This is a genomic window from Nocardioides sp. (assembly GCF_036374615.1).
In the GTDB taxonomy this organism is placed as follows: domain Bacteria; phylum Actinomycetota; class Actinomycetes; order Propionibacteriales; family Nocardioidaceae; genus Nocardioides.
The window spans coordinates 1-24,431 of sequence record NZ_DASUTK010000023.1 but is presented as its reverse complement, the minus strand read 5'-3'; the positions used below and the strand labels follow the sequence as shown (position 1 = coordinate 24,431).

The following is a 24,431-nucleotide window of genomic DNA, read 5'->3' as shown; positions in this document are numbered from 1 at the left end:
CGCCCGACCGCCGCGGACCGGTTCGATCAGCCGCCGGGCCGCCTCATCGGCAGCCCCAGCGCCGCAGCTCCAGCCACCAGTCGATCGAGTCCGTCCCCGTGCCTCCAGTGCATCGCCCGCAGCCCCACGGACCGAGCCCCGAGGAACTCCCCGGCCCGCTTCCCGACGAAGGGCTCCAGGGCAGCAACCCATCCGCCCGCCAGGTCCTGCAGGACCCCGTCGGCGTCGATCAAGGCGTGCTGGATCACGAACGTCAGTCAGTCGATGCCGTGCCGACGTACGAAGCCGAGGATCTGGTCTGCGAGCTCGGGCCGGCACACGACGAGGTCGGGCAGCGAGGTGTCATCCGCGTTGTAGACCAACGGAGACCCGTCCACCCGCGAGCAGTGGAGCCCTGCGGCACGGGCGACCGCGACCGGGGCAGCGTTGTCCCACTGGTACTGCCCACCTGCGTGCACATAGGCGTCGGCCACGTCACGGACCACGCTCATGACCTTCACGCCGGCGGAGCCCATCGGCACCAGCTCGGCGTCGATCTCGCGGGCCAGGGCCTCGACGAACGACGGTGGCCGGGTGCGCGACACGGCGATCCGAGGGCGGTCACTGGTCCGCGGCGGAACCTGCGCCGGTGCCCCGGTGTTGAACGTCTCACCCAGCGCCGGCTGCGCGACCGCGCCCGCGGTCAGCTCTCCGCCCGTGCCCGCCGAGCGCTCCCAGAGCGCGACGTGCACGGCCCAGTCGTCGCGCGGCGGCTCGGAGAACTCGCGGGTTCCGTCGAGCGGGTCGATGATCCAGACCCGGTCGGCCTCGAGCCGCGACTTGTCGTCGCTCGCCTCCTCGCTGAGCACCGAGTCGTCCGGTCGGTGCTCGGCGAGCAGCCCGGCCAGCAGCTCCTGCGCAGCGGCGTCGCCGGCGTCCTTGAGCGCCCGGCCCTCCAGCCCCTGCTGCCGCACCTCGAGCAGCCGGGCACCCGCGGCCTCGGCGGCGAAGACGGCGAACTGGTGGTCGTCCATGTCGGTCACGCCGTCACCCTAGAGGACCTCAGGACCACCTCAGGCCGTGGTGCGGTTGAGGAGACCGAGCCGCGGCCGCAGGGTCACGTCGGTGCGTACGCCGAGCAACCGCCAGGCCTGCCACCACATCAGGCCGTAGGTCAGCGCCGAGACCAGCGCAGCGCTGGCGGCCAGCCCGACCGGACCCCACAGGATCGCGCCGGTGAAGCCGCACACCACCCGCGCGACGACCGACCCGGTCTGCACGGCCGCCACCACTCCCTCCCGATGGGACATCGTCAACGCCGTCCCAGCCAGGCCGACCACCACGTTGGCCAGACCACCGAGCGTCAGCACGACGAGCGGCGCCGCCGCGGCTCGGAAGGGATCGCCGAGCACGACGGCCAGCACGAAGCCGGGGGCAACCAGCATCGGAATCCAGACGAACGAGGTCACCACCCCGGCGGCGGTCGCACCGGTCCGTAGCACTGCCTGCAGGTCCGCGGTCCGACCCTGGTGGAGCATCCGCGCCGCGACGGGTGCGAACACGACCTGGATCGCGGTCATCGGGATGGCAAGCAGCAGGGAGAGCCGCTGCGCGCCCGCGTAGTGGGACGCGTCGACCGCGTCGAACACCAGACCCGCCACCCACAGCTCGACCGTCATCGCGGCGTACACGGCGAACTGGTTGACCGCGAACCGCCAGTTGCGTGACACCGAGCTGCGAGCGGCGCGCCACAGGGGGACCCGTCCCGGGACGTGTGCCCAGCGTCGGCGCACCAACAGCCCGGCTGCGACGACGGGGCCGGCGAAGCCGACAGCCATCGCCACCAGCGCACCGGTGAGGCCGGTCTCGGGGAGCAGCACCCAGACCAGGACGAGCGCGAGCGCCTGCCCGAGGCTCACCAATCCGCCCCCGGACCTACCCTCGAGCAGGCTCGCGAACCGGATCGCGCCGAGGCCGCGCAACAGGTTCGCCCAGAGCTTCTGCACACCGCCGAGCCACACCAGTGCGGCGAACCCGAGTCCGGCGACGATCCGCGTGGCCACGGTGTCTCCGTGGATCAGGCTCATCACGAGACCGGCGACGGCGGCCGCCAGCGGCAGCGAGAGCAGCAGCGCGACTCTGACGTCGGCTCGCAGCATCGCCAACCGCTCTGGATCGTCGGCGTCGCCCATGACAGCCGCTTCGCGCAGACCGCCTCGGTGGGCGCCCAGCAGCCCCAGCTGACCGATGACCAGCGAGGTCGTCACCGCGATCACGAAGTAGCCGTACTCGGCTGTGCCCAGCCACCGGCTAGACACCGCGTTGATCACCAGGTAGCCGACCAGGGCGAGCCCGTAGGCAGCGGCGAACCAGAAGAGGGCCCGCGCCACCGACATCGCGGCGGGGCGTCTCATGCGGTGCGGACCGCGGTGGGGACGGTGTCGGGTGCACGCACGGACGCTGCCGTCGCACGCAGCTCCGCGCGATAGCAGAGGAAGCCCGCGACCACCCCGAGCGCGATCCACTGGACGGGCGGGATCAGTCCGCCGCCGGCGGTGAAGAAGCGGACGACGGGAAGCACCAGCATCGCGGTCACCGGCAGCATCCACGGCGGTTCCTGGGGCAGCGTGAAGGCGAGCGCGATGAACAGTCCGCACACAAGCACCACGACGACCAGCGCAGCCAGGGACGCAACGATCCCCGCCCGGAGCCAGGTGTCGATCACGAAGTTGTGGGAGCTCGCGGAGGCGGTCGACACCCCACCGGTCGCGAGGCTGCGGCCGAGGTTGGAGTACGCCGCCTGCAGCAGGTTGTCGCGGGCTTCGTACGACCCGGTGTCCTGCGTGAAGCGGACCCACAGCACTTGGAGCACACCGACGGTGGCGAGCACGCCGGCGGCGCCGACGATCAGCACGCCGGCGCCGGCACCCCGCGCCGTGACTCGTCCGGCCAGCAGCTGTCGCAGCAGCCCGAGCATCGGCCAGGCGGCGAGCGCAATGATCACCGAGCGGCTCATCGACAGCAGCAGCAACATGACCGCGAGACCTTGACCGAGCAGGTACACCGCCGTCAGCCTGCGGGTCGCGAACGGCCGCAACTGCCGACACGCCGAGGACAGGCACAACGCCAGCAGGAGGGCGCCGAAGACCTCGTGCCGGATGTTGCCCATCACCGCCTCCTCGGAGAGGCCGAACCCCCCGAACGCCGACCGGAAGAGCTCGCGCTGGAGGACCTGCGGGTCACCCGAGGTGAGGGTGCGGCCGAACACCTCGACGGCGTTCACGCCGTTGACCGTCATCGAGTAGGTCATGGCCCCGACCAGCGAGACCATGCAGACCCAGGTGGACCACCGCAGCAGCTCCACGCCACGACCTCCGGGATCTCGCAGGATCGCCAGCGTCGCCACGGCGACGGCCACGAACCCGGCCAGCAGCACCATCTGCTCGGCGGGCTGCCGCACGCCGAACCCGTGATAGCGGTTCGCGAACACCCAGATCACCGTCAGCGCGAGGTTCGCCGCGATGAACGGCTCCGCCATTCGGATCACGCGCGCGACCAGGTGGGTCCCGTGCGTGGCGAAGACGACCGCGGTGAACAGCACGATGGCCGCCATGTGGAGCCGCAGGCCGGCGCCGACGACGAACCACTGCAGCGGCAGGAGGGCCAGGAGGAGCAGGTACAGCCACCGCATCGGACCACCTCCCCGTCGTCAATGACCGATGTTGCCCTTCGGCCACGTCGGTCCTGACCGGTCACCTACGATGGGCCCGCCGGTCCGGCACATTCTGACACGCAGGCGGGTTCTGCCGGACGCCAACGGGAGCAGAAGGGGACTGCCTCGCCCATGAGTCAGCTGGTCGACACCGATGTCACGCGCCTGAGTGACCACCTTGCGATCCTGCGACGGCAGTGGCGCCTCATGGCCGTCCTCCTCGTGCTGGGCGCGCTCGTGGGGTTCGGCCTCAGTTATCGTGCCGAGACGCTCTACGCCGCCGAGACCCGGCTGCTCCTCGAGCCGACCACGACCGAGCAGACCTCCGGTCAGCGGATGGACCCGACCGAGGTCTCGACCCTGGCGCAGCTGGTCGGGTCCGTGGAGATCGCCGACCGGGTGATCGACGAGCTCGAGCTCGACACCGAGCCGTCCGAGCTGCTCAATGCCGTTGACGTCAGCGCGGTCGAGCAGACCCGGGTCGTCGTGATCAGTGCCCTGTGGCCGGACGCCGAGGAGGTCGCCGCGATCACTGACAGCTTCGCGACCCAGTACATCGACTACCAGGTCGACGCGAACGCGGCTGTGGTGTCGCAGACGGTCGCCAACCTGATCGAGGAGCGCAGCTTCATCGAGACTGAGCTGGACGATGCGGAGCAGGAGCTCGCCGGGGCCAGCGACGACGAACGGGCCGACCTGGAGGCGCAAGTCGAAAGTCTGCGCATCCGCGCCGCGGAGCTGACGACCGAGATCGCCCTGTCCGAAGTCGGTGAAGACACCGCAGCGGCCGGCGGCGTGGTCCTCGAGGACGCCAAGGTCCCGAAGCAGGCAGCCGAGCCGAAGCCGGTCCGGGCGGCGCTGCTCGGCGGGGTGATCGGACTGATCTTGGGCGCTGTCCTGGGGTATGCCCGCGACCGGCTCGACGACCGGATCCGGGACGAGGGCCGCCTCAAGTCCCTCCTCGGGGATGTGCCGGTGCTGGGCCGGATCCCGTTCGACACGCGCAAGCAGCCGGCTCGGCCGGTGGCGCTGGTCGAACCACGGTCCCCTGTCAGCGAGGCGTTCCGTGCCTTGAACACCAACCTCCGGTTCCTGGCGGCTGCGCGCACGTCGGACCAGCCGAGTGAGGAGGGCGAGATTCTCGTGGTGACCTCGGCGCTGACGGCCGAGGGGAAGACCACGGTGGCAGGCAACCTCGCGGTGACCGCGGCCCGGACCGGGCTGCGCGTGCTGCTGGTCGACGCCGACCTGCGCAAACCCTCCATCAGCGACCTGTTCGGCGTCGAGACGCCGCGCGGTCTCGCCCACCTGCTGGCGGGCCAGAAGCTCAAGGTGCGGGTCGACACCGCCGAGCCCAACCTCCGGATCGTCGGAGCCGGCATGATCCCACCCAACCCGGCCGAGCTGCTCGCCTCACCACGCGCGGCCGCGATCTGGCAGCAGCTGCGGCAGCAGGCCGACCTGGTCGTGGTCGACACGCCGCCGGTCCTGAGCGTGGCCGACGCGCTCGAGATCACCCACCACGCCGACTGGGTGCTGTTGACGGTCCGCAACCGGCAGAGTCGTGAGCACCACGTGCTCGACGCCCTCGAGCGGCTGCACCGGGTCGGCTCCCCCGTCACGGGTGTCGTGTGGGCGAGCATCACCGGTGACGGCCACACCTACTACGGCTACGGTGAACCGCTCGTGGAGGACGAGGCCTGAACCTCGTCAGCAGGGAAGAGCACCCCGCCGAGGAGGTCGGCCTCGTGCTCGAGCTCGGTCAACAGCCTTCGGCACGCCGACTGCCGCATCCGCGCGGGATCCGGCGTGTCGTCGTCCGCGGGGTCGACGTACCCGCGCATCCGGTGCAGACGGGTGACGACGTACGAGCTGCCCGACCACTCAGGATCCCAGCGCGGGCTGCTCACCAGCCGGGTCGCTTCCCTGACGGTGAAGACGCGGGCGACCATCGTCGGCAGCTCGTTGACGACCCGCGTCCGCTGCGCCGCCTCGAAGACCAGGGTCACCTCGGACCTCTTCACGTCGGCCGGGTCGTAGGCCCGAGACCGGTGGTCCAGCGGCGGGTGGCCGTGATGACGCCACGCAGCCGCCATCGCCGGCAGCAGACCCACACCGGGCCTGGCCTCCAACCCGCTGCTGGTGACGTCCGCCGCGACGCCACGACTGGCCGCCTGCTCCAGGAGCAGGGCCGCGAACACCGGACTGCGTCCCTGGTTCGCACGGCACAGTACGTGGACGCGTGCTACCACCCGTACTCCTCGCCCAGGAGCTCTGCCAGCTCCCGGTTGTACGGCTCGTAGTAGGCAGCCAGCCGCTCCCGGGTGGCCGGATCGATCTTCGGGTTGCCCTGTCGGACGTTGCGCTCCTCGAGCGCGACGTCGTGGTGGTCCAGCCCGAGGTGCTCCTCGATCCGGCGCCACGTCTTGTCCCGCTCGCGCTTGAGGGCCTCGAGCGGCAGCACCAGCACCGCTTCCCGGCCGAACCGGTCGAAGAAGCGACGCAGCTGCTCGGCGTAGCGGCCGCGGGCGAGATAGGTGTGGTGGTCGTGGGAGAAGCTGTAGTTGCCGGGGACCGCCAGCCACTCGTCGGTGACTCCGGTCAGCCGTGACTCCTCGGCGTCGATGGCCGCCTCGAAGGTCGGCAGCGTCTCGGTACCGGCCACGACCCGGTCGTAGTAGTTGGAGTGCGCCCGCGACACCGGTTCACGCAGCACCGCGATCAGCCTGACGTTCGGGACCGTCTCGGCGATCCGGTCGGCCGCCGCCGGGTGGAACATGTAGTACGGCGACGCCTCGCCGGCCTGCGCCGTACCCGCCTTACGGCGGTGCCGCGCCCTCGCCGCCTCCGTCGGGAAGTGCGAGCGGTACCACGCCTCGCCGCGGTGGAAGTTGATGTCGAAGTAGTGCGGGCTCTTGTGGCGCTGGAACCGCGGGAACATCGGCACCACCTGCGGGTGCTGGACCAGCCAGTTCGCGACCGAGGTGGTCCCACCCTTCTTGGTCCCGATGGTCAAGAAGTCGGGCAGCGGTCGCCGTGACGCCGTCGCCGTCCCGACCAGACGGGCAGCGTTCTTGGCGCTGTCGGCCACGGGTCCCGGCAGCTTCTGGCGCATCAGATTGCTCACCCGCGATCGCCGCATCCCACCGATCGGCTGATCCATGTGTCTCTCCCCCGATACGCTCCAGTTGTCGGTCGGCGTGCGCCCTGCTCGCCGACGCCGGACCGCCGAGCCAGACCAGAGGCTCGACTTGCTGAACTGTCCGTGTGAGTGATTGTCTCGCACGGTTGCGCACTCAGGGGGAGAAGTGGCCGAACCGGCGGCGATTGGTCCGGACGTGGTGGTCGCGGGCGCGGCCCGGTCCGGCACGTCGTTCCTCTCTGCCCTGCTCGCGACGCACCCCGGCATCGACCCGGGTGCGGTCAAGGAGCCGAACTACTTCAGCCGCGAGTACGACCGGGGCCCGGACTGGTACGACGGTCTGTACGACGCCCGCAGGCCCGGACTGCTGCGGTTGGACGGCAGCATGTCGTACACGTTCGCGCACTTCCCCGAGGCGATTGGGAGGATGGCGGACGACGCCCGCCCCGTCGTGGTGTATGCCGTCCGCCACCCGATCACCCGGCTGGTGTCGCACTTCCAGCTGCACCGCGACTACTTCACCAACGAGTCCGCTGCGACGCTCGGCGAGGCACTCACGTTCTCCGACGTCTACAGCGGCGCCAGCGACTACGGCCGCTGGTGGCAGTCGTTGACCCAGCACCTGCCGGTCGAACGGCTGCTGCTGGTCCCGTTCCCGGTCCTCAAGACCGACGCCCGGCTGGTCGCAGGCCTGGTGTGCGAGGCGGCCGGTCTCGACCCCGAGCTGATCGGGGAGCCCGAGGACGCGGAGGCCCACCGCAACGCCGTGGTGGCCTACCGGCACCCGCTGGTCCGCGTCGCCCGCCGCTCGGTACGCCGAGCCGGCCTCTACCCGTGGCTTCGACGCACCGCAGGCAGTGAGCGGATCCGGTGGATGCGCTCGGTGCTGACCCGCCCCGTGCCGGCCGAGAAGCTCGACGACGCCCTGGCCAGCTGCAACGCCGACCAGCTCGAGCGGCTCCAACGCCTGTACGACGAAGCGCGGATCGCGATGCGAGCGGCCCTGGCCGACCAGGACCAGCGGCGCGGCTTGCAGTGGGCGGCCGCGTGGGACGAGGAGTGTCCCGAGGTCCGACTGCCCGGAGTTCCTGCATGAACCGGGCGCCGACCCGAGAAGAGCTCACCTCTCGGCTCCGAACGGTGTGGCCCGCCCCGATCCCGATCGGGGTGAGCCGGCTGCCGCGACGTCCCGGCGCCCGCACCGAGGAGTACCTCGTGCTGCCCACGATGTCGCGCCCGGTGTTCCTGATCCCCGCCGATCGGACCGGTGCCGCCGTCGCCCTCGTCCGCTCCGACGACGGGCAACGGGCCCCCGCGCTCGCCCGGGCACTCGAGGCCGCCCACCGGCGGGGGCTGCTCCGACGGATGCCTGGCGTCGCCCGGGTGGCCGTGCCGGGGACCGAGGGTCTGGTGGCGATCGTGCGGCGGCTCGTGCCGGAGGCGGACGCCGTCGTGGTCCGGCTCGGCCGGCGACGCCACGGCCGGGCGGTCGTGCTCCAGGCGCTCGACGCGGAGGGCCGCTCGATCGCCTTCGCCAAGTGCGCCCGCGGATCCGGGATCGACGGGCTCGCCGCCGAGCGGGACCGCCTGCACGAGCTGGCGGACCGACCGGTCCCCGGCATCACGCCTCCCCCAGTGCTGGGCTGGGCTGTGGAGGACGACGCAGCAGTGCTGTGCATCGGCGCGCTCGCCCGGAGCACGGCACCGGCCTCCGAGGGCGTTCCCGTCGCCGCCATGCATGCCCTGGCGACCCGGCGCGGCACAAACCCGCCGACCCCGTTCGCAGAGACGCCCCTGGTCCGCCGGCTGGCCGACCAAGCCGCTGCGCTGGCGGAGCTGACACCGGACGCGCGCTGGATCGTCGAGGAGCTCCGGCGGCTGGTGGCGACCCGCGGCACCGAGCCGGTGGCCAAGGCGTCATGGCACGGCGACTGGGTGCCGTGGAACATGGCACGCGACGGCGTCGACATCCTGCTCTGGGACTGGGAGCACTACGAGGACGACGTGCTGCCCGGCTTCGATCATCTCCACTACCTCGCGCAGACCCGACGGCTGCGTGACGGCACCGACGCCGCGGCCGAGAACGCCTGGCTGGCCGACGCGCGCCGCGTGCTGGAGTCCGACTGGGACCTCACCCGCGAACAGGCCGAGGTGACCATCGCGGCCTACCTCGTGGCGGTCAACGTCCGGTTCGTCGCCGATCGGGTGGACGACCCGGCCGGTCCGACCGATCGCCAGGGCTGGGCCCGCCCGCTCGTCGAGCGGCTTGCGGGAGCCCTGTCATGAGCGCCGGCGCTCCGCTCACCGTCCTCCACGTCAGCGAGGTGACGTGGGGCGGCGTGGTGACCCTCGTCGACCACTTCACCACCGAGCAGGTGCGAGCCGGCCACCGGGTGCACCTGCTCACGCCGGACGCCTACCCGACAGAGGTGCCCGGCGTGGCCCGCCACCGCTGGCAGGTACGACGCAACCGGCCGAACGGATACCCCGCAGCGGTCCGTGAGCTGCGACGGGTGGTGGACGAGGTGCGGCCCGACGTCCTCCACCTCCACTCCTTCGTGGCCGGCCAGCTCGGGCGCTGGCCGCGCGCGCTGCGCGGTCTCGACATCCCGGTCGTCTACCAGGCACACGCCTGGTCCGACCGGCTGTTTTCGCGGGCAGCAGCCGCCGCCGCGGTCCGGCTGGCGGAGCGAGCCGCAGCTCGCCGTACCGACCGACTGGTGACCAACTGTCAGGCCGAGCTCGACCGCGGGCACGAGATCGGTGTCCGCGTGCCGGGCGACGTGCTCAGCGTCGCCGTCGATCTCGACCACCTGCGCCCGCCGACCGACGAGGACCGGCGCAAGGCCCGGGCGTCGTTGGGGATCGGGGACGACGAGTTCGCCGCGCTGGTGCTCGGCCGGATCGCGTTCCAGAAGGGCCAGGACCTGCTCGTCCCGGCGTGGGAGACGCGGCGCCCCGACGGCATGGTCCTGTACCTCGTCGGGCCCGGCGAGGTGGCGGACCTCGCGGCTGCCGCCCCCACGACGTGGGGTCGGTCGATCCGGTTCATGGGCGGGACCGACGACGTCCGACCCTGGCTCTGGGCGGTCGACGCGCTGGTGCTGAGCTCGCGCTACGAGACGGTCGCGCTCGTGGTCGCGGAAGCCATGGCCTGCCGGGTGCCGGTGGTCGCCACCGACGTCGACGGTCCGGCCGAGGTGCTGCTCGAGGGCGAGGAGCCACCGGCCGGCACGGTCGTCCCCGTGGACCGGCCCGACCTGCTCATCGAGGCCGCCGTCCGGCTCCAGCAGGACCCACAGCTGGCCCAGGCTCACGGCACGGCAGGCGTGCGACGCGCGCAGACCCGGTTCGCACCAGGCCTGGTCGCGCAGCGGCTCGAGACCGCCTACCGGACGGCGATCGCGGACCGGGAGAGGAAGCCCAGATGACCACGCCCACGTTCTTGGTGGTCGGAGCCGCCCGGTGCGGCACCACCGGCCTCGTGGAGGGACTGCGCTCGCACCCGCGCGTGTTCGTCACCGACCCCAAGGAGCCCCATTACTTCGCCCTGCACCGGACCGGGGCGGCGTTCACCGCCCCGGGCGACGCGCACACGATCAATCGCGTGGCGGTCACCGATCGCGACGCCTACCTCGCCCTCTACCCGACCGAGCACGACTACCTCGCGCTGGGAGACGCCTCCGTCTCGACCATGTACTACCCGGAGGAGTCGATTCCCGAGATCAAGGCGATGAACCCGGACATGAGGCTCGTCGTGATGCTCCGGGAGCCGGTGGCCCGCGCCTGGTCGAGCCACCAGTACATGCGCGCCCGGGGCTTCGAGACCGAGGCCGACTTCCTGGCAGCCGTGGCCCTCGAGGAGGAGCGCAAGGCTGCGGGCTGGCACCACATCTGGCACTACACGTCCCAGAGCCGGTACGCCGATCAGGTCGCGGCCCTGCTCGACGCCTTCCCGCGCGAGCAGGTCGGTGTCTTCTTCTTCGACGACCTCGAGAACGACTACGAGGGCACGCTCGGCCAGATCCTGGACTTCCTCGGAGTGCCGGCCTCGGAGGGCGCCGGCAGCGACGTACCGCGTGTCAACATCTCTGGCCGACCCCGGTTCGCCGCGGCCCACACCGTGCTCGGGTGGGCGGTCGGCAACGAGCGGGTCCGCACGTTCGTCAAGGAGCACACGTCGTACCGCTTCCGGGAGCGGATCCGCCGCACCCTCCTCCGCCAGGACGTGCTGCCTGCCGCCGCCCGCGAGCAGCTGGAACCCGTGTTCGCCGACGACCTGGTGCGGCTGCGTGCGATGCTCGGCCACGACGGACCGGAGTGGCTGACGGGAGGGGGTACGACGTGAGGGTCCTGCAGCTGCACAACCACCACGCGTCCCTGGGCGGGGCGATGGAAGTGCTGGCCCACGAGGGCACGATCCTGGCCGCCGCCGGCCACGTCGTGGACCAGTACACGCTGCCGGCCGCGGAGGAGCTCGGCCTCCCGGCATGGCGGGCGGGAGCCAAGGCGGTCTGGAACGTGGAGGCTGCCCGCGACGTGAGCTCGCGGATCGCCGCGTTCAAGCCGGACGTCGTCCACGTGCACACACCGTTCCCGCTGCTCTCGCCCTCGGTGTTCCGCGCCGCGCACGCGGCCGGCGTCCCCGCCGTGACGACGCTCCACTCCTACCGCTACTCGTGCGTGGTGGGGACCTGCGTCCGCGACGGCAAGATCTGCGAGGACTGCGTCGGCTCGAAGCTCAAGCTGCCGGGGATCCGCCACGCCTGCTACCACGACAGCCGCGCCGCGACCACGGCGCTGACCCTCGGCCTCGGCATCCACCGCGCGGCGGGCACGTTCCACAAGGCGGTGACCCGCTACCTGACGCTGACCGACTTCGCGCGCCGGTTGATGGTCCGCGACGGGTACCCCGAGGACCGGATCTTCGTGAAGCCGAACTCGGTCCCCGACCCGGGAGCCGCGGGCCGCCGCGAAGACGGGCCGCGCGAGCTCTTCTTCGCCGGCCGGCTGATCAAGATCAAGGGAGTGCTGACCCTGCTCGAGGCGTGGAAGAACGTCCCGCGCGGCATGAAGCTCGTGATCGCGGGCGACGGCGAGCTGCGTCCGGTCGTCGAGGCGGCCGCCGCGGCCGACAGCTCCATCGAGTTCCTCGGGTGGGTCGACGAGGAGACCGTGACGAACCGGATGCGCGACGCCGAGGTGGTACTGGTCCCCTCCGAGTGGTACGAGGGCCAGCCCCTGGTGATGCTGCGCAGCCTCGCGGTCGGGACCCCGCTGCTCACCTCGGACCTGGAGAACATCTGCGAGGACGTGATGGCCGCGGGGTGCGGGTGGACCTTCCAGACGGGAAGTGCCCAGAGCCTGGCCACCCGGCTCACGCAGCTCGTGGAGCAGCCAGAGCTCGCCGCCGACCTGCGCAAGCGCTGCCGGGACAGCTACGTCGAGAGCTACTCGCCGGCCGCCGACCTGGTACGGCTCGAGCGCACGTACGACGAGGTGGTCGAGCTGGGCCCGGCCTGACCGGCTCCTTCGCCAGGGTCAGTCCGGACCCAGCTCGCAATCCGGGTGGGTGGGGCCGCCGGGACCGACCCCACCCGCTTCGGGCGCCAGGGGTACGCCCTCACCCGGACCGCTTTCACGTCCCTCCCTCAGGGAAGGGGCGCGAAGCGGATGCCTCGTCGATACTTGCCTCCGAAGCGGATCCCGTCCGTGGCGAACCACACGCCCGTCGCGGTCGGCAGGATCTGGAAGCCGCCTGCCTGTTGCGGCATGACCGGGTTCCACGGCAGTGCCAGTCCGCTGACCGGATCGATCGCGCCGCCTCCGGGCCGCTCGACCGCACCCGGGCCGGCCGAGTCGCGTCCGAACGGGTTGTTCAGCCAGCGGCTGTGGCCCTGGACGTAGACCGCCGCGCCCGTCACGGCTACCGACTTCAGAGAGTCACCGCCGGTGTAGTTGATCCACGTCGGGGCGCTCGGATTCAGGTTGTCGGTCTCGAACCGTGACGCGGAGTCGCACAGCTGGAAGCCGCGCTGGCCGGTCTGGTACATGAACCCGAAGGCGGCGAACGCGAAGTACGAGCTGTCCGGTGCGAAGTCGACGTCGAGCACGTAGGCCTGCGCGTTCCTGCGACCAGAAGAGCATGGGATGCCGAGCGGCTCGTAGTTCCAGGACGAGAGCGTCGACGACGTCGCGCCGAGGTCCAGCATGAACGCCCGCGGGCGCGGCTGGTTGTCCACGGTCAGGAAGTTGCCGACCGCCACCAGGTGCTGCCGGTCAGGGCTGACGTCGAAGTGGAAGACCTGCGCCGAGTCGCTGTTCGGGAGCCGGCCGCCCACGACGTGGTTGATGTACGTCGTGAGCTTGCCGGTGGTCGGGTTCAGCGACGCGAGCCGCTTCTGGAACGTCCCGGACACGATCAGCTGGCCGTTGACCATGGCGATGTCCGAGATTCGGCCACCCGTGAACGGCGGCACGAAGTTCGGATCGAGCTCCCCGGTGGCAAGGCTCAGCTTTGCCAGCGTGGACCTGGGCTGGCCGTTGACGTTCCTGAAGGCGCCGCCGATGTAGACCGACGTCCCGTCCGACCAGGTGCCCCACACGTCGCCGTCGACGTTCGGCGCGAAGCCCTGACTGACCGCTCCGGTCGTGGCGTCGAAGGCGAACACGTTTCGGCGGGTGTACTGGACCGTGCGGTTGCCGTTCTCGACCGTCTGGAACCGGCCGCCGACGACCATCTGGCTGCCCGCCTCGGCCACCGTGTACGCGACCGGTTTCGGCTGACCGTCGGTCAGGGCCAGAACCGGCATCGACATCGTCGGTGACGTGCTGACGGCGGTCGGGTGGTGGTACGGCGAGGCGTTGGCCGCCATCTGACCAACTCCGAGAGCGGAGACGAGCCCAGCGACGACCGCGGCGCGGACGAGTTTCTTCTTGTGATGTCTGGCGGTGGCCATCACATGGCCCCCCTTCCCTTGAGTACGGCCGGAATGGTCCGACCGAGGATGGCGATGTCGCTGCGGAGCGACCAGTTGTCGGTGTATGAGACGTCGAGCTCCATGGCGGCCTCTCGACTCAGCTCGGAGCGGCCACCCACCTGCCACGCGCCGGTGATCCCGGGCATGACGGCGAGTCGTCGCAGCTCGAGCCAGCTGTACTGCTCGACCTCCTCGGGCAGTGCCGGCCGTGGTCCGACGAGGGACATCTCGCCCCGCAGCACGTTGATCAGCTGCGGGATCTCGTCGAGCGAGGTCCGGCGCAGGACCCGTCCCACGCGGGTCACCCGCGGGTCGTTGCGCTGCTTGAACAGCAGCCCGTTGCCCTCGGAGTTCTCCAGTGTGGGCTTGAGGTCCTCGGCATCGGCGACCATCGTCCGGAACTTGTAGATCTGGAAGAGCTTCCCGTTCCGGCCCACCCGCTCCTGGGTGAACAGGGCCTTGCCCGGCGAGTCGAGTCGGATCAGGGCCGCCAGTCCGACCAGCAGCGGCACGAGCACCAGCAGTATCGCGGCCGCGGCGGTGCGGTCCAGCAGCGCCTTCGCGTGGTGGACGATCCGCGACGGCCGCGGCCGTGCGACGGTGAGGAGCGGCTGCTGGTCCAGCGTCTCGACGCCGAGCCGGTGAGCCGCCACGTGCGGGAGCTGGTGGGCGACGGCCACAGTGACGGGCTGGTCCTGGAGCTCCCAGGTGAGGCGGCGGATCTCGTCGACCCCCAGCCCCGGACCCGGGTGGATCACCACGTGCGTGGCCTCCACCTCGCGAGCCAACCACGCAGCGCGACCGAGGTCGGTCACCGGCGGGAACGCCTCGGGTGTCGCGTCGCCCGGCCACTCGCCGGTCACGGCCACGCCGCCCACCAACGCCGCAGTCGGCGAGGTCGCGAACCGCCGGGCGGCGCTCGTCAGGTCGGCGACGTCACCGACGGCCACGACCCGCTGCACCATCCGCCGGCGGCCGACCAGTGCCGCAGCACCGGCCGCCGCGAGGATCGCTGCCAGCTGGACGACGAGTGTCTGGTCGACGTACGACGACGGAGCACCGACGGCCCGCAACGCGATCACGCTGGCCAGCACTGGCAGCCAGCCGAACCGGACGATGGCGGCAGGGCTGGTACCCGGCCGGGAGCCGGTGACGAAGCTGCGGACGACCGGCACGCCGGCGCCGAGCAGCAGCACCGGCCACAGCGCGACCGGTGCCGACAGCAGCAGCGCCCCCGCCACGACCGTCACCGCGACGACACCGAGCTCGACGATCCCGAGCGTGCGCCAACGCCGCTGAACGCGGTGTGGGCGCGCGGTCTCCTGCACAGCAGGACGGATGAAGCTCAGCCGCCGCCGATCCGAGCGCGCACCACGCGCGCTCGGGACAGCGGCAGCCGTATATGGCTGCGCCATGGAACCCCCCGGTTACCGTCTCGCGGCGGCGGCACCTATTCGGTACAGGCCCCCCCGGGCCAACCGCGAGATGAAGGAACCATAACGGTGCCGTGACGCGTGCCGCTAGGCCACCCCGTGCACAGGTTGGAAATGTCTATGCCACCGCGGGATACAAGTCCCCGACAAAGTCAGCATTCCGCTGCGACGAGCGGTCTCAGGTGGTAGCAGTGTTGTAGGTCTGCTGCGTCGTCGCGAGGCCGTCGGTGATCAGGGACTCGACGGCGTCGGCCGCCCGGACGACGTGGAACGGCAGCTCGCGTCGCTCGGCAGCGGAGTAGTTCCCGAGCACGTGGTCGGAGACGTCCTCGCGTCCTGGTGGTCGCCCGATCCCGACCCGTACCCGGTAGAAGTCGCCCGTGCCGAGGGCGGAGCGCACCGACCGTAGCCCGTTGTGCCCGTTGTCCCCGCCGCCGAGCTTGACGCGCAAGGTGCCGAACGGGATGTCGAGCTCGTCGTGGATCACCACGAGCCGGTCGGCCGGGATCTTGTAGAAGGCGGTGAGTGCCTTGATCGGTCCGCCGGACTCGTTCATGTAGCAGCGTGCCCGAGCCAGCACGATGCGGGCGGCGTCCGTGCCCGTCGCACCGATCCGCCCCTCGACGACGTCCGCCCGACCCGACTTGTGCGCCCGGAACGACGCACCGAGTCGAGAGACGAGCTCGTCGGCGACGAGGTATCCCACGTTGTGTCGGTGGCCGGCGTACGCCGGGCCGGGGTTCCCCAGCCCGGCGACCAGCCAGACCTCGGTCGGGGTCACTCCCCGGAGTCGCCCTCCGCAGCGGCCTCGGTGTCGCCGCCCTCGGCGCCCTCAGCGGCCTCGGTCTCCGCCTCGGCCTCGTCGCGCTCGATGCCGGCCTCGGCCTCGGCCTCCTCCAGCTCGGCCTCCAGGGCCTCCTCGGAACGCTGCTGCGTGACGTTGACGATGAGCAGCTCGGGGTCGGCGAGCAGCGTGCTGCCGGAAGGCATGTCGAGGTCGGAGGCGTGGATCAGGGTGCCGATCTCGGCGCCCTCCACCGAGACCTCGAAGTACTCGGGGATGTTGGTGGCCTCGGCCTCGATCTGCACGGTTGCGTTCTCGGTGACGACCAGAGTCTCCGGACCGGCCTCCCCGACCACGTGGATCGGGACGTCGACCGTGACCTTCTCGCCCCGCCTGACCGCGACGAAGTCGACGTGCTCGATGACTCGACGGATCGGGTCGATCTGGACCTGCTTGGTCAGCGCGAGCTGGCTGGTGCCGTCGATCTGGAGGTCGAGCAGGGCGTTCGCGCCACCGTGCTTCAGAGCCATCATCGTGTCGTGACCGGGCAGCGTCACGTGGATCGGGTCGCTGCCGTGGCCGTACACGACGGCCGGGATCTTGTCCTCGCGACGGATCCGGCGGGCTGCGCCCTTGCCGAACTCGGTGCGCTGCTCAGCTGTGATCTTCTCGGCCATGGCTCTGTTCTGCTCCTCGAGTCGGTTCGCGTCGTGGGCCCCGGACGACGAACGCCGCGCGACAACGCGGCGTCGAACCGCCCTGTCGATCACGGACGTCTGACTCACGATGAGTGGTCGACGTCCCTCGCCGAGGCAACCGCACGAGGATATGCCCGCCGCGGGCGCTCGCGCCAATCGTCGGAGCTGGGCGTACCCTCCTCGCCGTGTCCCTCACTCTCGTCGAGGCCCGGGCTCGGGCCGCCCTGGTGTCCGAAGTCTCCTACGACCTGACCCTCGACCTGACGAGTCGGGAGGGCTACGGCTGCCGGGCGACGGTCTCCTTCACCTGCGCCACCGAGGGTGCCGAGACCTTCCTCGAGCTCGCCAGCGCGCGCGACGTCCTCGTGGACGGGCTGCCCGCCACGACGTACGACGGGCGGCGGATCGGCCTGGTCTGCATCGCGGGCCGCAACGAGGTCACCGTGGAGGCACGGATCCCATACGTCACCGACGGCGACGGGATGCACACCTTCACCGACCCCGCCGACGGCGAGACGTACGTGGGCGCCTACGTCGGGATGGACCTGTGCCAGCGGATCTTCCCGTGCTTCGACCAGAACGACCTGAAGGCCCCGGTGACGCTCACCGTCCTCGCGCCCGCGGGCTGGTCGGTGGTGGCCAACGGCCGCCTGGCCGACCGCACCGACGAGGAGACCCACGGCGTCTGGCGGTTCGGGACCACCCCGCCGATCCCGCTGCCGATGTTCACCGTGTGCGCCGGGTCGTGGCACTCCGTCCGGTGGGAGCACGCCGGGCCTGACGGACAGGTCGTGCCGTTCGCGTGGCACGCCCGCGCCTCGCTCGCCGGCCAGCTCGACCGTGACGCCGACGAGCTCCGCGCGGTCACCGAGGCCTGCTACGACGAGTACCTCACGATGTTCTCCGAGCCGTTCGCGTTCGGCAGCTTCGACCAGGTGTTCGTGCCGGGGTTGAACTGGGGTGCTCTGGAGAACCCCGGCTGCGTCACGTACCGCGACGAGATCCTCCCGGTCGGCACCCCCACGGAGGGCGAACGGCGCCGTCGCGGCTCGGTCATCGCCCACGAGATGGCGCACCAGTGGTTCGGCAACCTCTCGACGATGACCTGGTGGGAGGACACCTGGCTCCAGGAGTCGTTCGCCGACTACATGGGCTACCGGGTCTCGGACGCCGCCGGTTTCGAGGGTGCGTTCGTCGACTTCTCGATCTCGGGCAAGCCACGCGCCTATGCCGCCGACGAGCGACGGTCGACGCATCCCGTGGCCCCCGAGCCCGAGGACGTGGCCGACGTCGACCAGGCGTTCAACAACTTCGACGCCATCTCGTACGCCAAGGGCAACTCGGCGATCCAGCAGCTCGTCACCTGGCTGGGCGACGAGGACTTCCTGCGCGGCGTGAACGCCTACTTCGCGCGTCACCGGTTCGGCAACGCGACCCTGGCCGACTTCGTCGAGGCCCTCGACGGCGCGACCGATCGCGACGTCCGCGGCTGGGTCGAGGCGTGGCTGCGCACCACCGGGTTCGACACGATCCGCGCCACCCGCGACGACGACGGCGTCGTCCTGACGCGCGAGGGCGTCCGGCCGCACCGGCTCTCCGTGGCGACGTACGACGAGGACTTGCTCGCGACCGGCACCACCATGGTCGACCTGGCCGACGACCCGGTCCGGGTGCGCGGCGCGGCCGTCGTCGTCCCGAACGCCGGCAACGAGACGTTCGCGCGGCTCCGGCTCGATCCGGAGTCGTGGTCTGCACTCAGCCACGACCTGGCATCGGTCGCCGACGACTCGACGCGCGCGGTGGTGTGGGCCACCGCCATCGACCTGGTGCGCTGCGGCGATCTCACCCCCGAGGACTTCCTCGGCCTCGTCACCCGGCACGTGCCTCGGGAGCGCTCGGTGGCGATCGTGGACTCGGTGCTCGGGTGGACCCGCCGCAACCTGGTGGCACACCACCTCGCGCCCGCGGCGGTGCCGGCGGCCGTGGCGCAGGTCGCCGCAGCCTGCGAGACCGGGCTCGCCGCCGGGCCCGAGGAGCCGATCGCGGTCGCTCTGACGCGGGCCCTCGCCGCGACCAGTCCCGACGCGCTGCTCCTCGACCGGTGGCTGGTCGACCGCGAGACGCACACGGGCCTCCCGGTGGAGCCCGACCTCCGCTGGAGCGCGATCCACCGGCTGGCATCGCTCGGTGGTCTGACGTCAGGCGAGATCGAAGAGGAGCGGGTCGCCGACGGCACGATCGTCGGCGTGCTCGGTGCGGCCGGGGCGACCGCCGCGCTCCCGACCCCCGACGCCAAGGCCACCGCGTGGGAGCGCCTGCTGGGCGACGACGGACTCTCCAACCGCGAGTTCGAAGCGGTCTCGCACGGCTTCTGGGATCCCGAGCAGACCGGCCTCGTGCACGAGTACCTCCCCCGCTACCTCCACGAGGGGTTGGCCGCCGCGCGACGTCGTGGCCCGAGCTTCGAGGAACGGCTCGGCAAGTCGTTCCCCATGGTGCCTTTCGGTGACGAGCACGTCGCCGCGCTGGCCGACGTGCTGCGCGACGACGTACCGACTGTGCTGCGCCGCGCCTGGGAGGACGCGTACGACGACCTCACGCGCACTCGGGAACCCTGACCGGCGGCGTACCGTCGTGACGTGCCATCCGTCCACGACACCGCCTCGGTCGCAGCCACCGCCATCGTCACGGGAGACGTCAGGATCGGTGCCGGCTCGCGGGTGCTCCCCGGCGCGGTCCTGAACGGCGACCTGGGTCCCGTACGGGTCGGACAGGACGTCGTGGTCATGGAGCACGCGCTGCTGCGCGGGCGACCCGACCACCCCGTGAAGGTCGGCGACGCAGTGCTGGTCGGTCCGCACACGCACCTGAACGGAACGAGGGTCGAGGACGAGGTGTTCATCGCCACCGGGGTCTCGATGTTCCCCGGGTCCGTCGCCGGGTCCGGCTCGGAGCTCCGGATCAACAGCGTGCTCCACGTGAACTCCCGGCTCGAGCCCGGGACGGTGGTGCCGATCGGGTGGATCGCCGCCGGCGACCCTGCGCAGCTGTTCTCCCCCGACCGGCACGAGGAGCTGTGGGCGGTGCAGGAACCGCTGGACTTCCCGGGCACCGTCTACGGCGTCCCTCGCGGCACGCCGATGCGCGAGATCATGCGGCGGCAGTCGGAGAGCTTCCGACGCCGGTAGCGATCAGGCGTGGCCGTCGAACATCGACGTGACGGACCCGTCCTCGAAGACCTCCCGGATGGCGCGCGACAGCAACGGCGCGATCGACAGGCAGGTGAGCTTGTCGAAGTGCCGGTCGTCGGCGAGCGGCAGGGTGTCGGTGACGACCACCTCGGTGGCCGTGCAGTTCTTGAGCCGATCGACCGCCGGCCCGGAGAGCAGCGCGTGCGTCGCGGCGATGATCACGCCGGCGGCTCCGTCCTCCATCAGCGCCTCGGCAGCCTGCACGATGGTGCCGCCGGTGTCGATCATGTCGTCGACGAGGACACACATCCTGCCCTGGACCTGGCCGACGACGCGGTTGGCGACGGCCTCGTTCGGGCGGTCGATCCGCCGAGTCTTGTGGATGAACGCCAGCGGTACGCCACCGAGCCGTGCCGACCAGCGCTCGGCGACCTTGATCCGACCGGCATCCGGCGAGACGACGGCCAGCTGCTGGTCGCCGTACTTCTCCTTGACGTAGTCGGCGAGGATCGGCAGCGCCATCAGGTGGTCGACCGGTCCGTCGAAGAACCCCTGGATCTGGTCGGCGTGCAGGTCGACCACGATCAGCCGGTCGGCGCCGGCGGTCTTGAACAGGTCCGCGACCAGCCGGGCCGAGATCGGCTCGCGGCCGCGGTGCTTCTTGTCCTGGCGCGCGTAGCCGTAGAACGGCATCACCACCGTGATCCGCTTGGCCGACGCACGCTTCAGCGCGTCGACCATGATCAGGTGCTCCATGATCCACTCGTTGATCGGCGTGGTGTGGCTCTGGATGACGAAGGCGTCGCACCCGCGCACGGACTCCTCGTAGCGGATGTAGATCTCGGAGTTGGCGAACTCGTACGCCGAGGTCGGCACCAGTCCGCTACCGAGCTGCGTCGCCACCTCCTCGGCGAGCTCGGGGTGAGCCCGGCCACTGAAGACCATCAGGTTCTTCTCGGTGGTCCGCTTCATTCCGGTCACGTCGAGTGCGCTCCTGCTCGCCGGAGGGTGGGTGCAGTCAGGATTCTGCTCCACCGGGGGACGATGACCCAACTCCTGGGTCCACCTCGCGGTCCAGGTCCCGTTCACCCACCGTTTCCCGCTTCCGGGCGGCGTGGCCCTCCAGGTTGCGCTGTGGCCCGGCCGACACCGCGAGGGCGCCGGGAGGGACGTCCTCACGCACCACGGTGCCGCCGCCGGTCATCGCGCCGTCACCGATCGACACGGGTGCGACGAAGGTGTTGTTGGAGCCGGTCTTGGCACCGTCGCCGATCGTCGTGCGGTGCTTCCGGCTGCCGTCGTAGTTGGCGAAGATCGTGCCCGCCCCGATGTTCGAGCCGGTGCCGATCGTCGCGTCGCCGACGTACGAGAGGTGGGGCACCTTCGACCCGGCGCCGATCTCGGCGTTCTTCGTCTCCACGTAGGCGCCGATCTTGCCGCCCTCGCCCAGCCGGGTGCCGGGACGGAGGTAGGAGAACGGGCCCACGGTCGCGCCGGCGCCGACGACGGCCAGCTCGGCCTGGGTACGGACGACACGCGCTCCCACTCCGATCTCACAGTCCTTCAGCGTGGCGTCGGGACCGATCACGGCGTCCTCACCGACCTGCGTGGCACCGAGCAGCTGCGTGCCGGGCAGGATCGTCACGTCGGGCGCCAGCACCACGTCGGCGTCGATCCAGGTGGTCGCGGGGTCCATCACGCTGACGCCGTCCTGCATCCATCGCATGACGATGCGCTGGTTGAGCTTGCGGCCGAGCTCGGCCAGCTGGGCGCGGTCGTTGGCGCCCTCGGTCTCGGTCACGTCGTCGAGGGGGTAGGCGCCTACCGTGAGCCCGTCGGCCTGGGCGAGCTGGACCGTGTCGGTCAGGTAGTACTCGCCCTTGGCGTTGTCGTTGCCGAGCCGCGGCAGTGCCGAGGCCAGGAACCCCGCCTCGAACGCGAGGATCCCGCTGCTGATCTCCAGGATCTCGCGCTGGTCGGGGCTGGCGTCCTTCTCCTCGACGATCGCGACGACCTCCCCCTGCGCGTCGCGCACGACCCGGCCGTAGCCAGCGGGGTCGGGGACCCGCCCGCTGAGGATGCTGACGGCTCGTTGCGCGGCGTCGTGCTCTGCCACGAACGCGCGGAGGCTCTCTCCGCGCAGCAGCGGGGTGTCGCCGGTCGCGACGAGGACCGTGCCTGAGGTGGTACCGACGGCCTCGAGCCCGACCCGGACGGCGTGGCCGGTGCCTTTCTGGCTCTCCTGCACCGCGAGCACCGCGTCGGGGAGCAGCCCCTGGATGTGGGGACCGACCTGGTCGCGCTGGTGACCGACCACCGCGACCACCCGCTGGGGCGACAGCTCACTGACGGCAGCGAGCACGTGTCCGATCATGCTCCGGCCGCCGACCTCGTGGAGCACCTTCGCGGTCTTGGACTTCATACGCGTGCCGCCTCCCGCAGCCAGCACGATCACGGTCAGTTCGGGAGCCATGCCCGTCACACTAACGGCGTCTCGTCGGCCGGCAGGACGACGTGGGCCAACAGCTCCGGGCGCACCAACCTCTGGTACTCCCGGCCCTCCGGAACCCACTTGGTGTCCCACAGGTCCACCTCACGACGACTGTCTCCCTGCTGCACGTTCCGGGCCTTCGCGCGCTGGCCGGCCGTCTCCGGGTCGAGGTCGAGCCACACCGCGAGATCCAGCAGCGGCAGGGTCTCCGGCCGGATCACCCGGATCCCCTCGATCACCACCACCGGAGGCATCGGGAGGTCGACCTCACCCTCGTCACCGTCGTACCCCCGGGTCGCGTAGCGAAGCCGCTCCGGCACCGGCTCCGAACGCACCCGACGCAGCAGGTCGAGCACCACCGGCCAGTCCTGCAGCTCGAAGAGCCCGGCTCGCCGGGTGTCGGTCGCCGCGTAGAGCCGGTCGGTCTTCACCACCTGAGCGGCCACGAACCCGAGGTCGCGCGCCAGGCGTCGCGCCAGGGTCGTCTTGCCGGCACCGCCGTGACCGGCGATGCCCACCACCGGGGGCCGGCTCAGAGCGGCCACCAGTGCGCGAACCCGATCGACCAGCGCGTCGTACGTGGGCGAGCCGACTGAGGTCACGCGGCGAGCCTGCCATCTTGCTCCCCGGGTAGGAGTCGAACCTACGTCGCTAGTCCTGATTCAAAGTCAGGCGGGCCCTGCCGGCAGACCAACCGGGGATAGGACGCCAAGGTTAGGGGCCCGCCTGGCGGGGCAGCACTCTGGCCCGGCAGACCAACCGGGGATAGGACGCCAAGGTGAGGGGCCCGCCTGGCCGGGCAGCACTCTGGCCCGACAGACCAACCGGGGATAGGACGCCAAGGTTAGGACCCGCCGGGCAGAGCAGTCAGACCCAGGCGGCCCGGTTGCGCCCTGTCTGGCCTGCTGGCATACTCACGCGCTGGCCCGCCCCGTTACCCAATCGTGACCTGCGGGCCCGACCCCCGCCCCCTGCCAGGAGTTGTCTCCATGCCCACCACCCGACGCGGCTTCCTTGCCGCAACCGGCGCCGCCACGGCCGTCGGTACCACCGGACTCATCTCGGGCCTCGAGTCTCCCGCAGCAGCCGTCACCAGGCGGCGTCAGCTGGTTCGTTCCTACGGTGTCGTCGTCCACCCGAGCTGGGCGGAGGATCCCCGCTGGGGCAAGACCGACCGCTGGATGGGACACCTCGCAGATCTGGGCGTGAAGCAGATCCGCGGTCTCGTCGTACCGCACCAGGACGAGTGCCGGCGCACGGCTCGGCTGTGCCGCCGCTACGGCATCAAGTGGCTGATGACGGTCACCACTGACGGGCGCCTGAGCCCGCGTGAGGCCAGGCATCGGGTGCGCCAGATCGCCGACGACTACGCGGACGTCGTGCTCGGCATCGAGGGCATCAACGAGCCCGACACGCGCAAGGACGGCTGGGCGAAGCGCACGGTCGCGATCCAGCGCGCGATCTGGGAAGCGACCAACAACAGCCGTGCGCTCAAGGGAGTCAAGGTGGTCTCCCCGTCCCTGCATGACGTCGACGAGGACAGGAGCGACGGAGCGGGCTACCGCGCGCTCAAGCGCCAGGGCATCGCCGACCTGTGCGACGTCGTCGGGCTGCACTCCTACCCCAAGGGGAGGCGGATCACCTTCGGTCTCGCCGACCGGCTGAAGCTGGTCGACATCGCCTACCGGGGCAAGCCGGTGTGGGTCACCGAGTTCGGGTGGACCAACTACTCCGGCGGATCAGGCCAGCGCCGGACCTCGGAGGCCAGGGCCGCCGAGCTGGCCGCTCGAGGGATCCCGAGGATCGCCGACCACCCGAGGGTGCAGAAGGCGTTCCGTTACGAGCTGATCGACAACCCCAGCCACGGCAGTGGAAGCCCGGGTGCTCACTACGGCCTGATCCGCACGGACTGGGCGCGCAAGCCCGAGTTCCGCGCGGTGCGGAGGGTCCTCCACGGTCGCTGATCAGCACGACGCGGCGCACAATGTCGGAATGTTAAGGCCCAGCGCTTGAGCCCATCC

22 protein-coding genes and 1 tRNA gene are annotated in these 24,431 nt (G+C 71.0%); 9 read left to right on the top strand and 14 right to left on the bottom strand.

The window, feature by feature from the left end; genetic code table 11:
- Positions 1 to 26: 26 nt before the first annotated feature.
- Genes VFZ39_RS01550 through VFZ39_RS01535 form a run of 4 tightly spaced genes read right to left on the bottom strand, consistent with a single transcriptional unit; the run spans position 27 to position 3,670 of the window.
- Entirely contained in the window at positions 27 to 248 is a 222-nt protein-coding gene (locus VFZ39_RS01550) for a hypothetical protein (RefSeq protein ID WP_330863959.1), read from the bottom strand.
- A 9-nt stretch (positions 249 to 257) separates the two neighbouring features.
- Positions 258 to 1,013, bottom strand: a complete 756-nt coding sequence (locus VFZ39_RS01545; RefSeq protein ID WP_330863960.1) for a 3'(2'),5'-bisphosphate nucleotidase CysQ — start codon at positions 1,011 to 1,013, stop codon at positions 258 to 260.
- Between the two features lie 39 nt (positions 1,014 to 1,052).
- Positions 1,053 to 2,393: a lipopolysaccharide biosynthesis protein gene (locus tag VFZ39_RS01540; RefSeq protein ID WP_330863958.1), complete on the bottom strand. Its 1,341-nt coding sequence runs from the start codon at positions 2,391 to 2,393 to the stop codon at positions 1,053 to 1,055.
- The gene (locus VFZ39_RS01535) at positions 2,390 to 3,670 is read right to left on the bottom strand and encodes a hypothetical protein (protein ID WP_330863957.1); all 1,281 of its coding nucleotides are present in this window, start codon (positions 3,668 to 3,670) and stop codon (positions 2,390 to 2,392) included. The genes VFZ39_RS01540 and VFZ39_RS01535 overlap by 4 nt, the downstream gene beginning before the upstream one ends.
- Before the next feature lie 153 nt (positions 3,671 to 3,823).
- On the opposite strand from VFZ39_RS01535, the gene VFZ39_RS01530 reads away from it, so the two are divergent.
- The gene (locus VFZ39_RS01530; protein WP_330863956.1) at positions 3,824 to 5,395 is read left to right on the top strand and encodes a polysaccharide biosynthesis tyrosine autokinase; all 1,572 of its coding nucleotides are present in this window, start codon (positions 3,824 to 3,826) and stop codon (positions 5,393 to 5,395) included.
- Here the strand turns inward: VFZ39_RS01530 and VFZ39_RS01525 are convergent.
- Positions 5,362 to 5,943 (bottom strand): hypothetical protein, encoded by a 582-nt coding sequence (locus VFZ39_RS01525; RefSeq protein WP_330863955.1) that lies wholly within the window; start codon positions 5,941 to 5,943, stop codon positions 5,362 to 5,364. The two genes, VFZ39_RS01530 and VFZ39_RS01525, sit on opposite strands and share 34 nt — an antisense overlap.
- Entirely contained in the window at positions 5,937 to 6,854 is a 918-nt protein-coding gene (locus tag VFZ39_RS01520; RefSeq protein WP_330863954.1) for a sulfotransferase, read from the bottom strand. Before VFZ39_RS01520 ends, VFZ39_RS01525 begins: the two co-directional genes overlap by 7 nt.
- 145 nt (positions 6,855 to 6,999) lie before the next feature.
- Here VFZ39_RS01520 and VFZ39_RS01515 point away from each other — a divergent pair, with 145 nt between their 5' ends.
- The 5 genes from VFZ39_RS01515 to VFZ39_RS01495 are packed head-to-tail and all read left to right on the top strand — an operon-like array spanning position 7,000 to position 12,356.
- Positions 7,000 to 7,929, top strand: a complete 930-nt coding sequence (locus VFZ39_RS01515) for a sulfotransferase domain-containing protein (RefSeq protein ID WP_330863953.1) — start codon at positions 7,000 to 7,002, stop codon at positions 7,927 to 7,929.
- On the top strand, positions 7,926 to 9,119 hold the full coding sequence (locus tag VFZ39_RS01510) for a hypothetical protein (RefSeq protein ID WP_330863952.1): 1,194 nt from the start codon (positions 7,926 to 7,928) through the stop codon (positions 9,117 to 9,119). Before VFZ39_RS01515 ends, VFZ39_RS01510 begins: the two co-directional genes overlap by 4 nt.
- Positions 9,116 to 10,264 carry a glycosyltransferase family 4 protein gene (locus tag VFZ39_RS01505; RefSeq protein ID WP_330863951.1) on the top strand — a complete coding sequence of 383 codons (1,149 nt, stop codon included), beginning with the start codon at positions 9,116 to 9,118 and terminating at the stop codon, positions 10,262 to 10,264. Before VFZ39_RS01510 ends, VFZ39_RS01505 begins: the two co-directional genes overlap by 4 nt.
- On the top strand, positions 10,261 to 11,181 hold the full coding sequence (locus tag VFZ39_RS01500; protein ID WP_330863950.1) for a sulfotransferase family protein: 921 nt from the start codon (positions 10,261 to 10,263) through the stop codon (positions 11,179 to 11,181). The genes VFZ39_RS01505 and VFZ39_RS01500 overlap by 4 nt, the downstream gene beginning before the upstream one ends.
- Complete coding sequence (locus VFZ39_RS01495) at positions 11,178 to 12,356, top strand: glycosyltransferase (RefSeq protein ID WP_330863949.1); 1,179 nt, start codon at positions 11,178 to 11,180, stop codon at positions 12,354 to 12,356. The genes VFZ39_RS01500 and VFZ39_RS01495 overlap by 4 nt, the downstream gene beginning before the upstream one ends.
- Positions 12,357 to 12,484: 128 nt before the next feature.
- Here the strand turns inward: VFZ39_RS01495 and VFZ39_RS01490 are convergent, their stop codons facing one another.
- The 4 genes from VFZ39_RS01490 to VFZ39_RS01475 all read right to left on the bottom strand — a co-directional run bounded on the left by VFZ39_RS01490 (position 12,485) and on the right by VFZ39_RS01475 (position 16,707).
- Positions 12,485 to 13,792: a hypothetical protein gene (locus tag VFZ39_RS01490; protein ID WP_330863948.1), complete on the bottom strand. Its 1,308-nt coding sequence runs from the start codon at positions 13,790 to 13,792 to the stop codon at positions 12,485 to 12,487.
- Positions 13,792 to 15,141, bottom strand: a complete 1,350-nt coding sequence (locus VFZ39_RS01485; protein ID WP_330863947.1) for an exopolysaccharide biosynthesis polyprenyl glycosylphosphotransferase — start codon at positions 15,139 to 15,141, stop codon at positions 13,792 to 13,794. Before VFZ39_RS01485 ends, VFZ39_RS01490 begins: the two co-directional genes overlap by 1 nt.
- A 283-nt stretch (positions 15,142 to 15,424) precedes the next feature.
- Positions 15,425 to 16,027, bottom strand: a complete 603-nt coding sequence (pth, locus tag VFZ39_RS01480; protein WP_330863946.1) for an aminoacyl-tRNA hydrolase — start codon at positions 16,025 to 16,027, stop codon at positions 15,425 to 15,427.
- Positions 16,024 to 16,707 carry a 50S ribosomal protein L25/general stress protein Ctc gene (locus VFZ39_RS01475; RefSeq protein ID WP_330863945.1) on the bottom strand — a complete coding sequence of 228 codons (684 nt, stop codon included), beginning with the start codon at positions 16,705 to 16,707 and terminating at the stop codon, positions 16,024 to 16,026. Before VFZ39_RS01475 ends, pth begins: the two co-directional genes overlap by 4 nt.
- Before the next feature lie 206 nt (positions 16,708 to 16,913).
- On the opposite strand from VFZ39_RS01475, the gene pepN reads away from it, so the two are divergent.
- Both pepN and VFZ39_RS01465 read left to right on the top strand, forming a co-directional pair.
- Positions 16,914 to 19,346 (top strand): aminopeptidase N, encoded by a 2,433-nt coding sequence (gene pepN / locus VFZ39_RS01470; RefSeq protein ID WP_330863944.1) that lies wholly within the window; start codon positions 16,914 to 16,916, stop codon positions 19,344 to 19,346.
- A gap of 21 nt (positions 19,347 to 19,367) precedes the next feature.
- Positions 19,368 to 19,916, top strand: a complete 549-nt coding sequence (locus VFZ39_RS01465; RefSeq protein WP_330863943.1) for a gamma carbonic anhydrase family protein — start codon at positions 19,368 to 19,370, stop codon at positions 19,914 to 19,916.
- A 3-nt stretch (positions 19,917 to 19,919) separates the two neighbouring features.
- Here the strand turns inward: VFZ39_RS01465 and VFZ39_RS01460 are convergent, their stop codons facing one another.
- From VFZ39_RS01460 to VFZ39_RS01445, 4 genes are all read right to left on the bottom strand, one after another.
- On the bottom strand, positions 19,920 to 20,891 hold the full coding sequence (locus VFZ39_RS01460) for a ribose-phosphate diphosphokinase (RefSeq protein ID WP_330863942.1): 972 nt from the start codon (positions 20,889 to 20,891) through the stop codon (positions 19,920 to 19,922).
- Between the two features lie 46 nt (positions 20,892 to 20,937).
- Positions 20,938 to 22,392, bottom strand: coding sequence for a bifunctional UDP-N-acetylglucosamine diphosphorylase/glucosamine-1-phosphate N-acetyltransferase GlmU (glmU, locus tag VFZ39_RS01455; protein ID WP_330863941.1), 1,455 nt, complete (start codon positions 22,390 to 22,392; stop codon positions 20,938 to 20,940).
- A 5-nt stretch (positions 22,393 to 22,397) separates the two neighbouring features.
- The gene (locus VFZ39_RS01450) at positions 22,398 to 23,012 is read right to left on the bottom strand and encodes an AAA family ATPase (protein ID WP_330863940.1); all 615 of its coding nucleotides are present in this window, start codon (positions 23,010 to 23,012) and stop codon (positions 22,398 to 22,400) included.
- A gap of 20 nt (positions 23,013 to 23,032) precedes the next feature.
- Positions 23,033 to 23,111 (bottom strand) — tRNA-Gln (locus VFZ39_RS01445).
- A gap of 288 nt (positions 23,112 to 23,399) precedes the next feature.
- On the opposite strand from VFZ39_RS01445, the gene VFZ39_RS01440 reads away from it, so the two are divergent.
- Positions 23,400 to 24,374 carry a glycosyl hydrolase gene (locus VFZ39_RS01440; protein ID WP_330863939.1) on the top strand — a complete coding sequence of 325 codons (975 nt, stop codon included), beginning with the start codon at positions 23,400 to 23,402 and terminating at the stop codon, positions 24,372 to 24,374.
- Positions 24,375 to 24,431 lie beyond the last annotated feature (57 nt).

Bases quoted from the DNA above. Each gene is read 5' to 3' on its own strand.
- VFZ39_RS01545 (WP_330863960.1), bottom strand. From the start codon at position 1,013: ATGGACGACCACCAGTTCGCCGTCTTCGCCGCCGAGGCCGCGGGTGCC.
- VFZ39_RS01540 (WP_330863958.1), bottom strand. From the start codon at position 2,393: ATGAGACGCCCCGCCGCGATGTCGGTGGCGCGGGCCCTCTTCTGGTTC.
- VFZ39_RS01535 (WP_330863957.1), bottom strand. From the start codon at position 3,670: ATGCGGTGGCTGTACCTGCTCCTCCTGGCCCTCCTGCCGCTGCAGTGG.
- VFZ39_RS01530 (WP_330863956.1), top strand. From the start codon at position 3,824: ATGAGTCAGCTGGTCGACACCGATGTCACGCGCCTGAGTGACCACCTT.
- VFZ39_RS01520 (WP_330863954.1), bottom strand. From the start codon at position 6,854: ATGGATCAGCCGATCGGTGGGATGCGGCGATCGCGGGTGAGCAATCTG.
- VFZ39_RS01510 (WP_330863952.1), top strand. From the start codon at position 7,926: ATGAACCGGGCGCCGACCCGAGAAGAGCTCACCTCTCGGCTCCGAACG.
- VFZ39_RS01505 (WP_330863951.1), top strand. From the start codon at position 9,116: ATGAGCGCCGGCGCTCCGCTCACCGTCCTCCACGTCAGCGAGGTGACG.
- VFZ39_RS01500 (WP_330863950.1), top strand. From the start codon at position 10,261: ATGACCACGCCCACGTTCTTGGTGGTCGGAGCCGCCCGGTGCGGCACC.
- VFZ39_RS01490 (WP_330863948.1), bottom strand. From the start codon at position 13,792: ATGGCCACCGCCAGACATCACAAGAAGAAACTCGTCCGCGCCGCGGTC.
- VFZ39_RS01475 (WP_330863945.1), bottom strand. From the start codon at position 16,707: ATGGCCGAGAAGATCACAGCTGAGCAGCGCACCGAGTTCGGCAAGGGC.
- VFZ39_RS01460 (WP_330863942.1), bottom strand. From the start codon at position 20,891: ATGAAGCGGACCACCGAGAAGAACCTGATGGTCTTCAGTGGCCGGGCT.
- glmU (WP_330863941.1), bottom strand. From the start codon at position 22,392: ATGGCTCCCGAACTGACCGTGATCGTGCTGGCTGCGGGAGGCGGCACG.
- VFZ39_RS01440 (WP_330863939.1), top strand. From the start codon at position 23,400: ATGCCCACCACCCGACGCGGCTTCCTTGCCGCAACCGGCGCCGCCACG.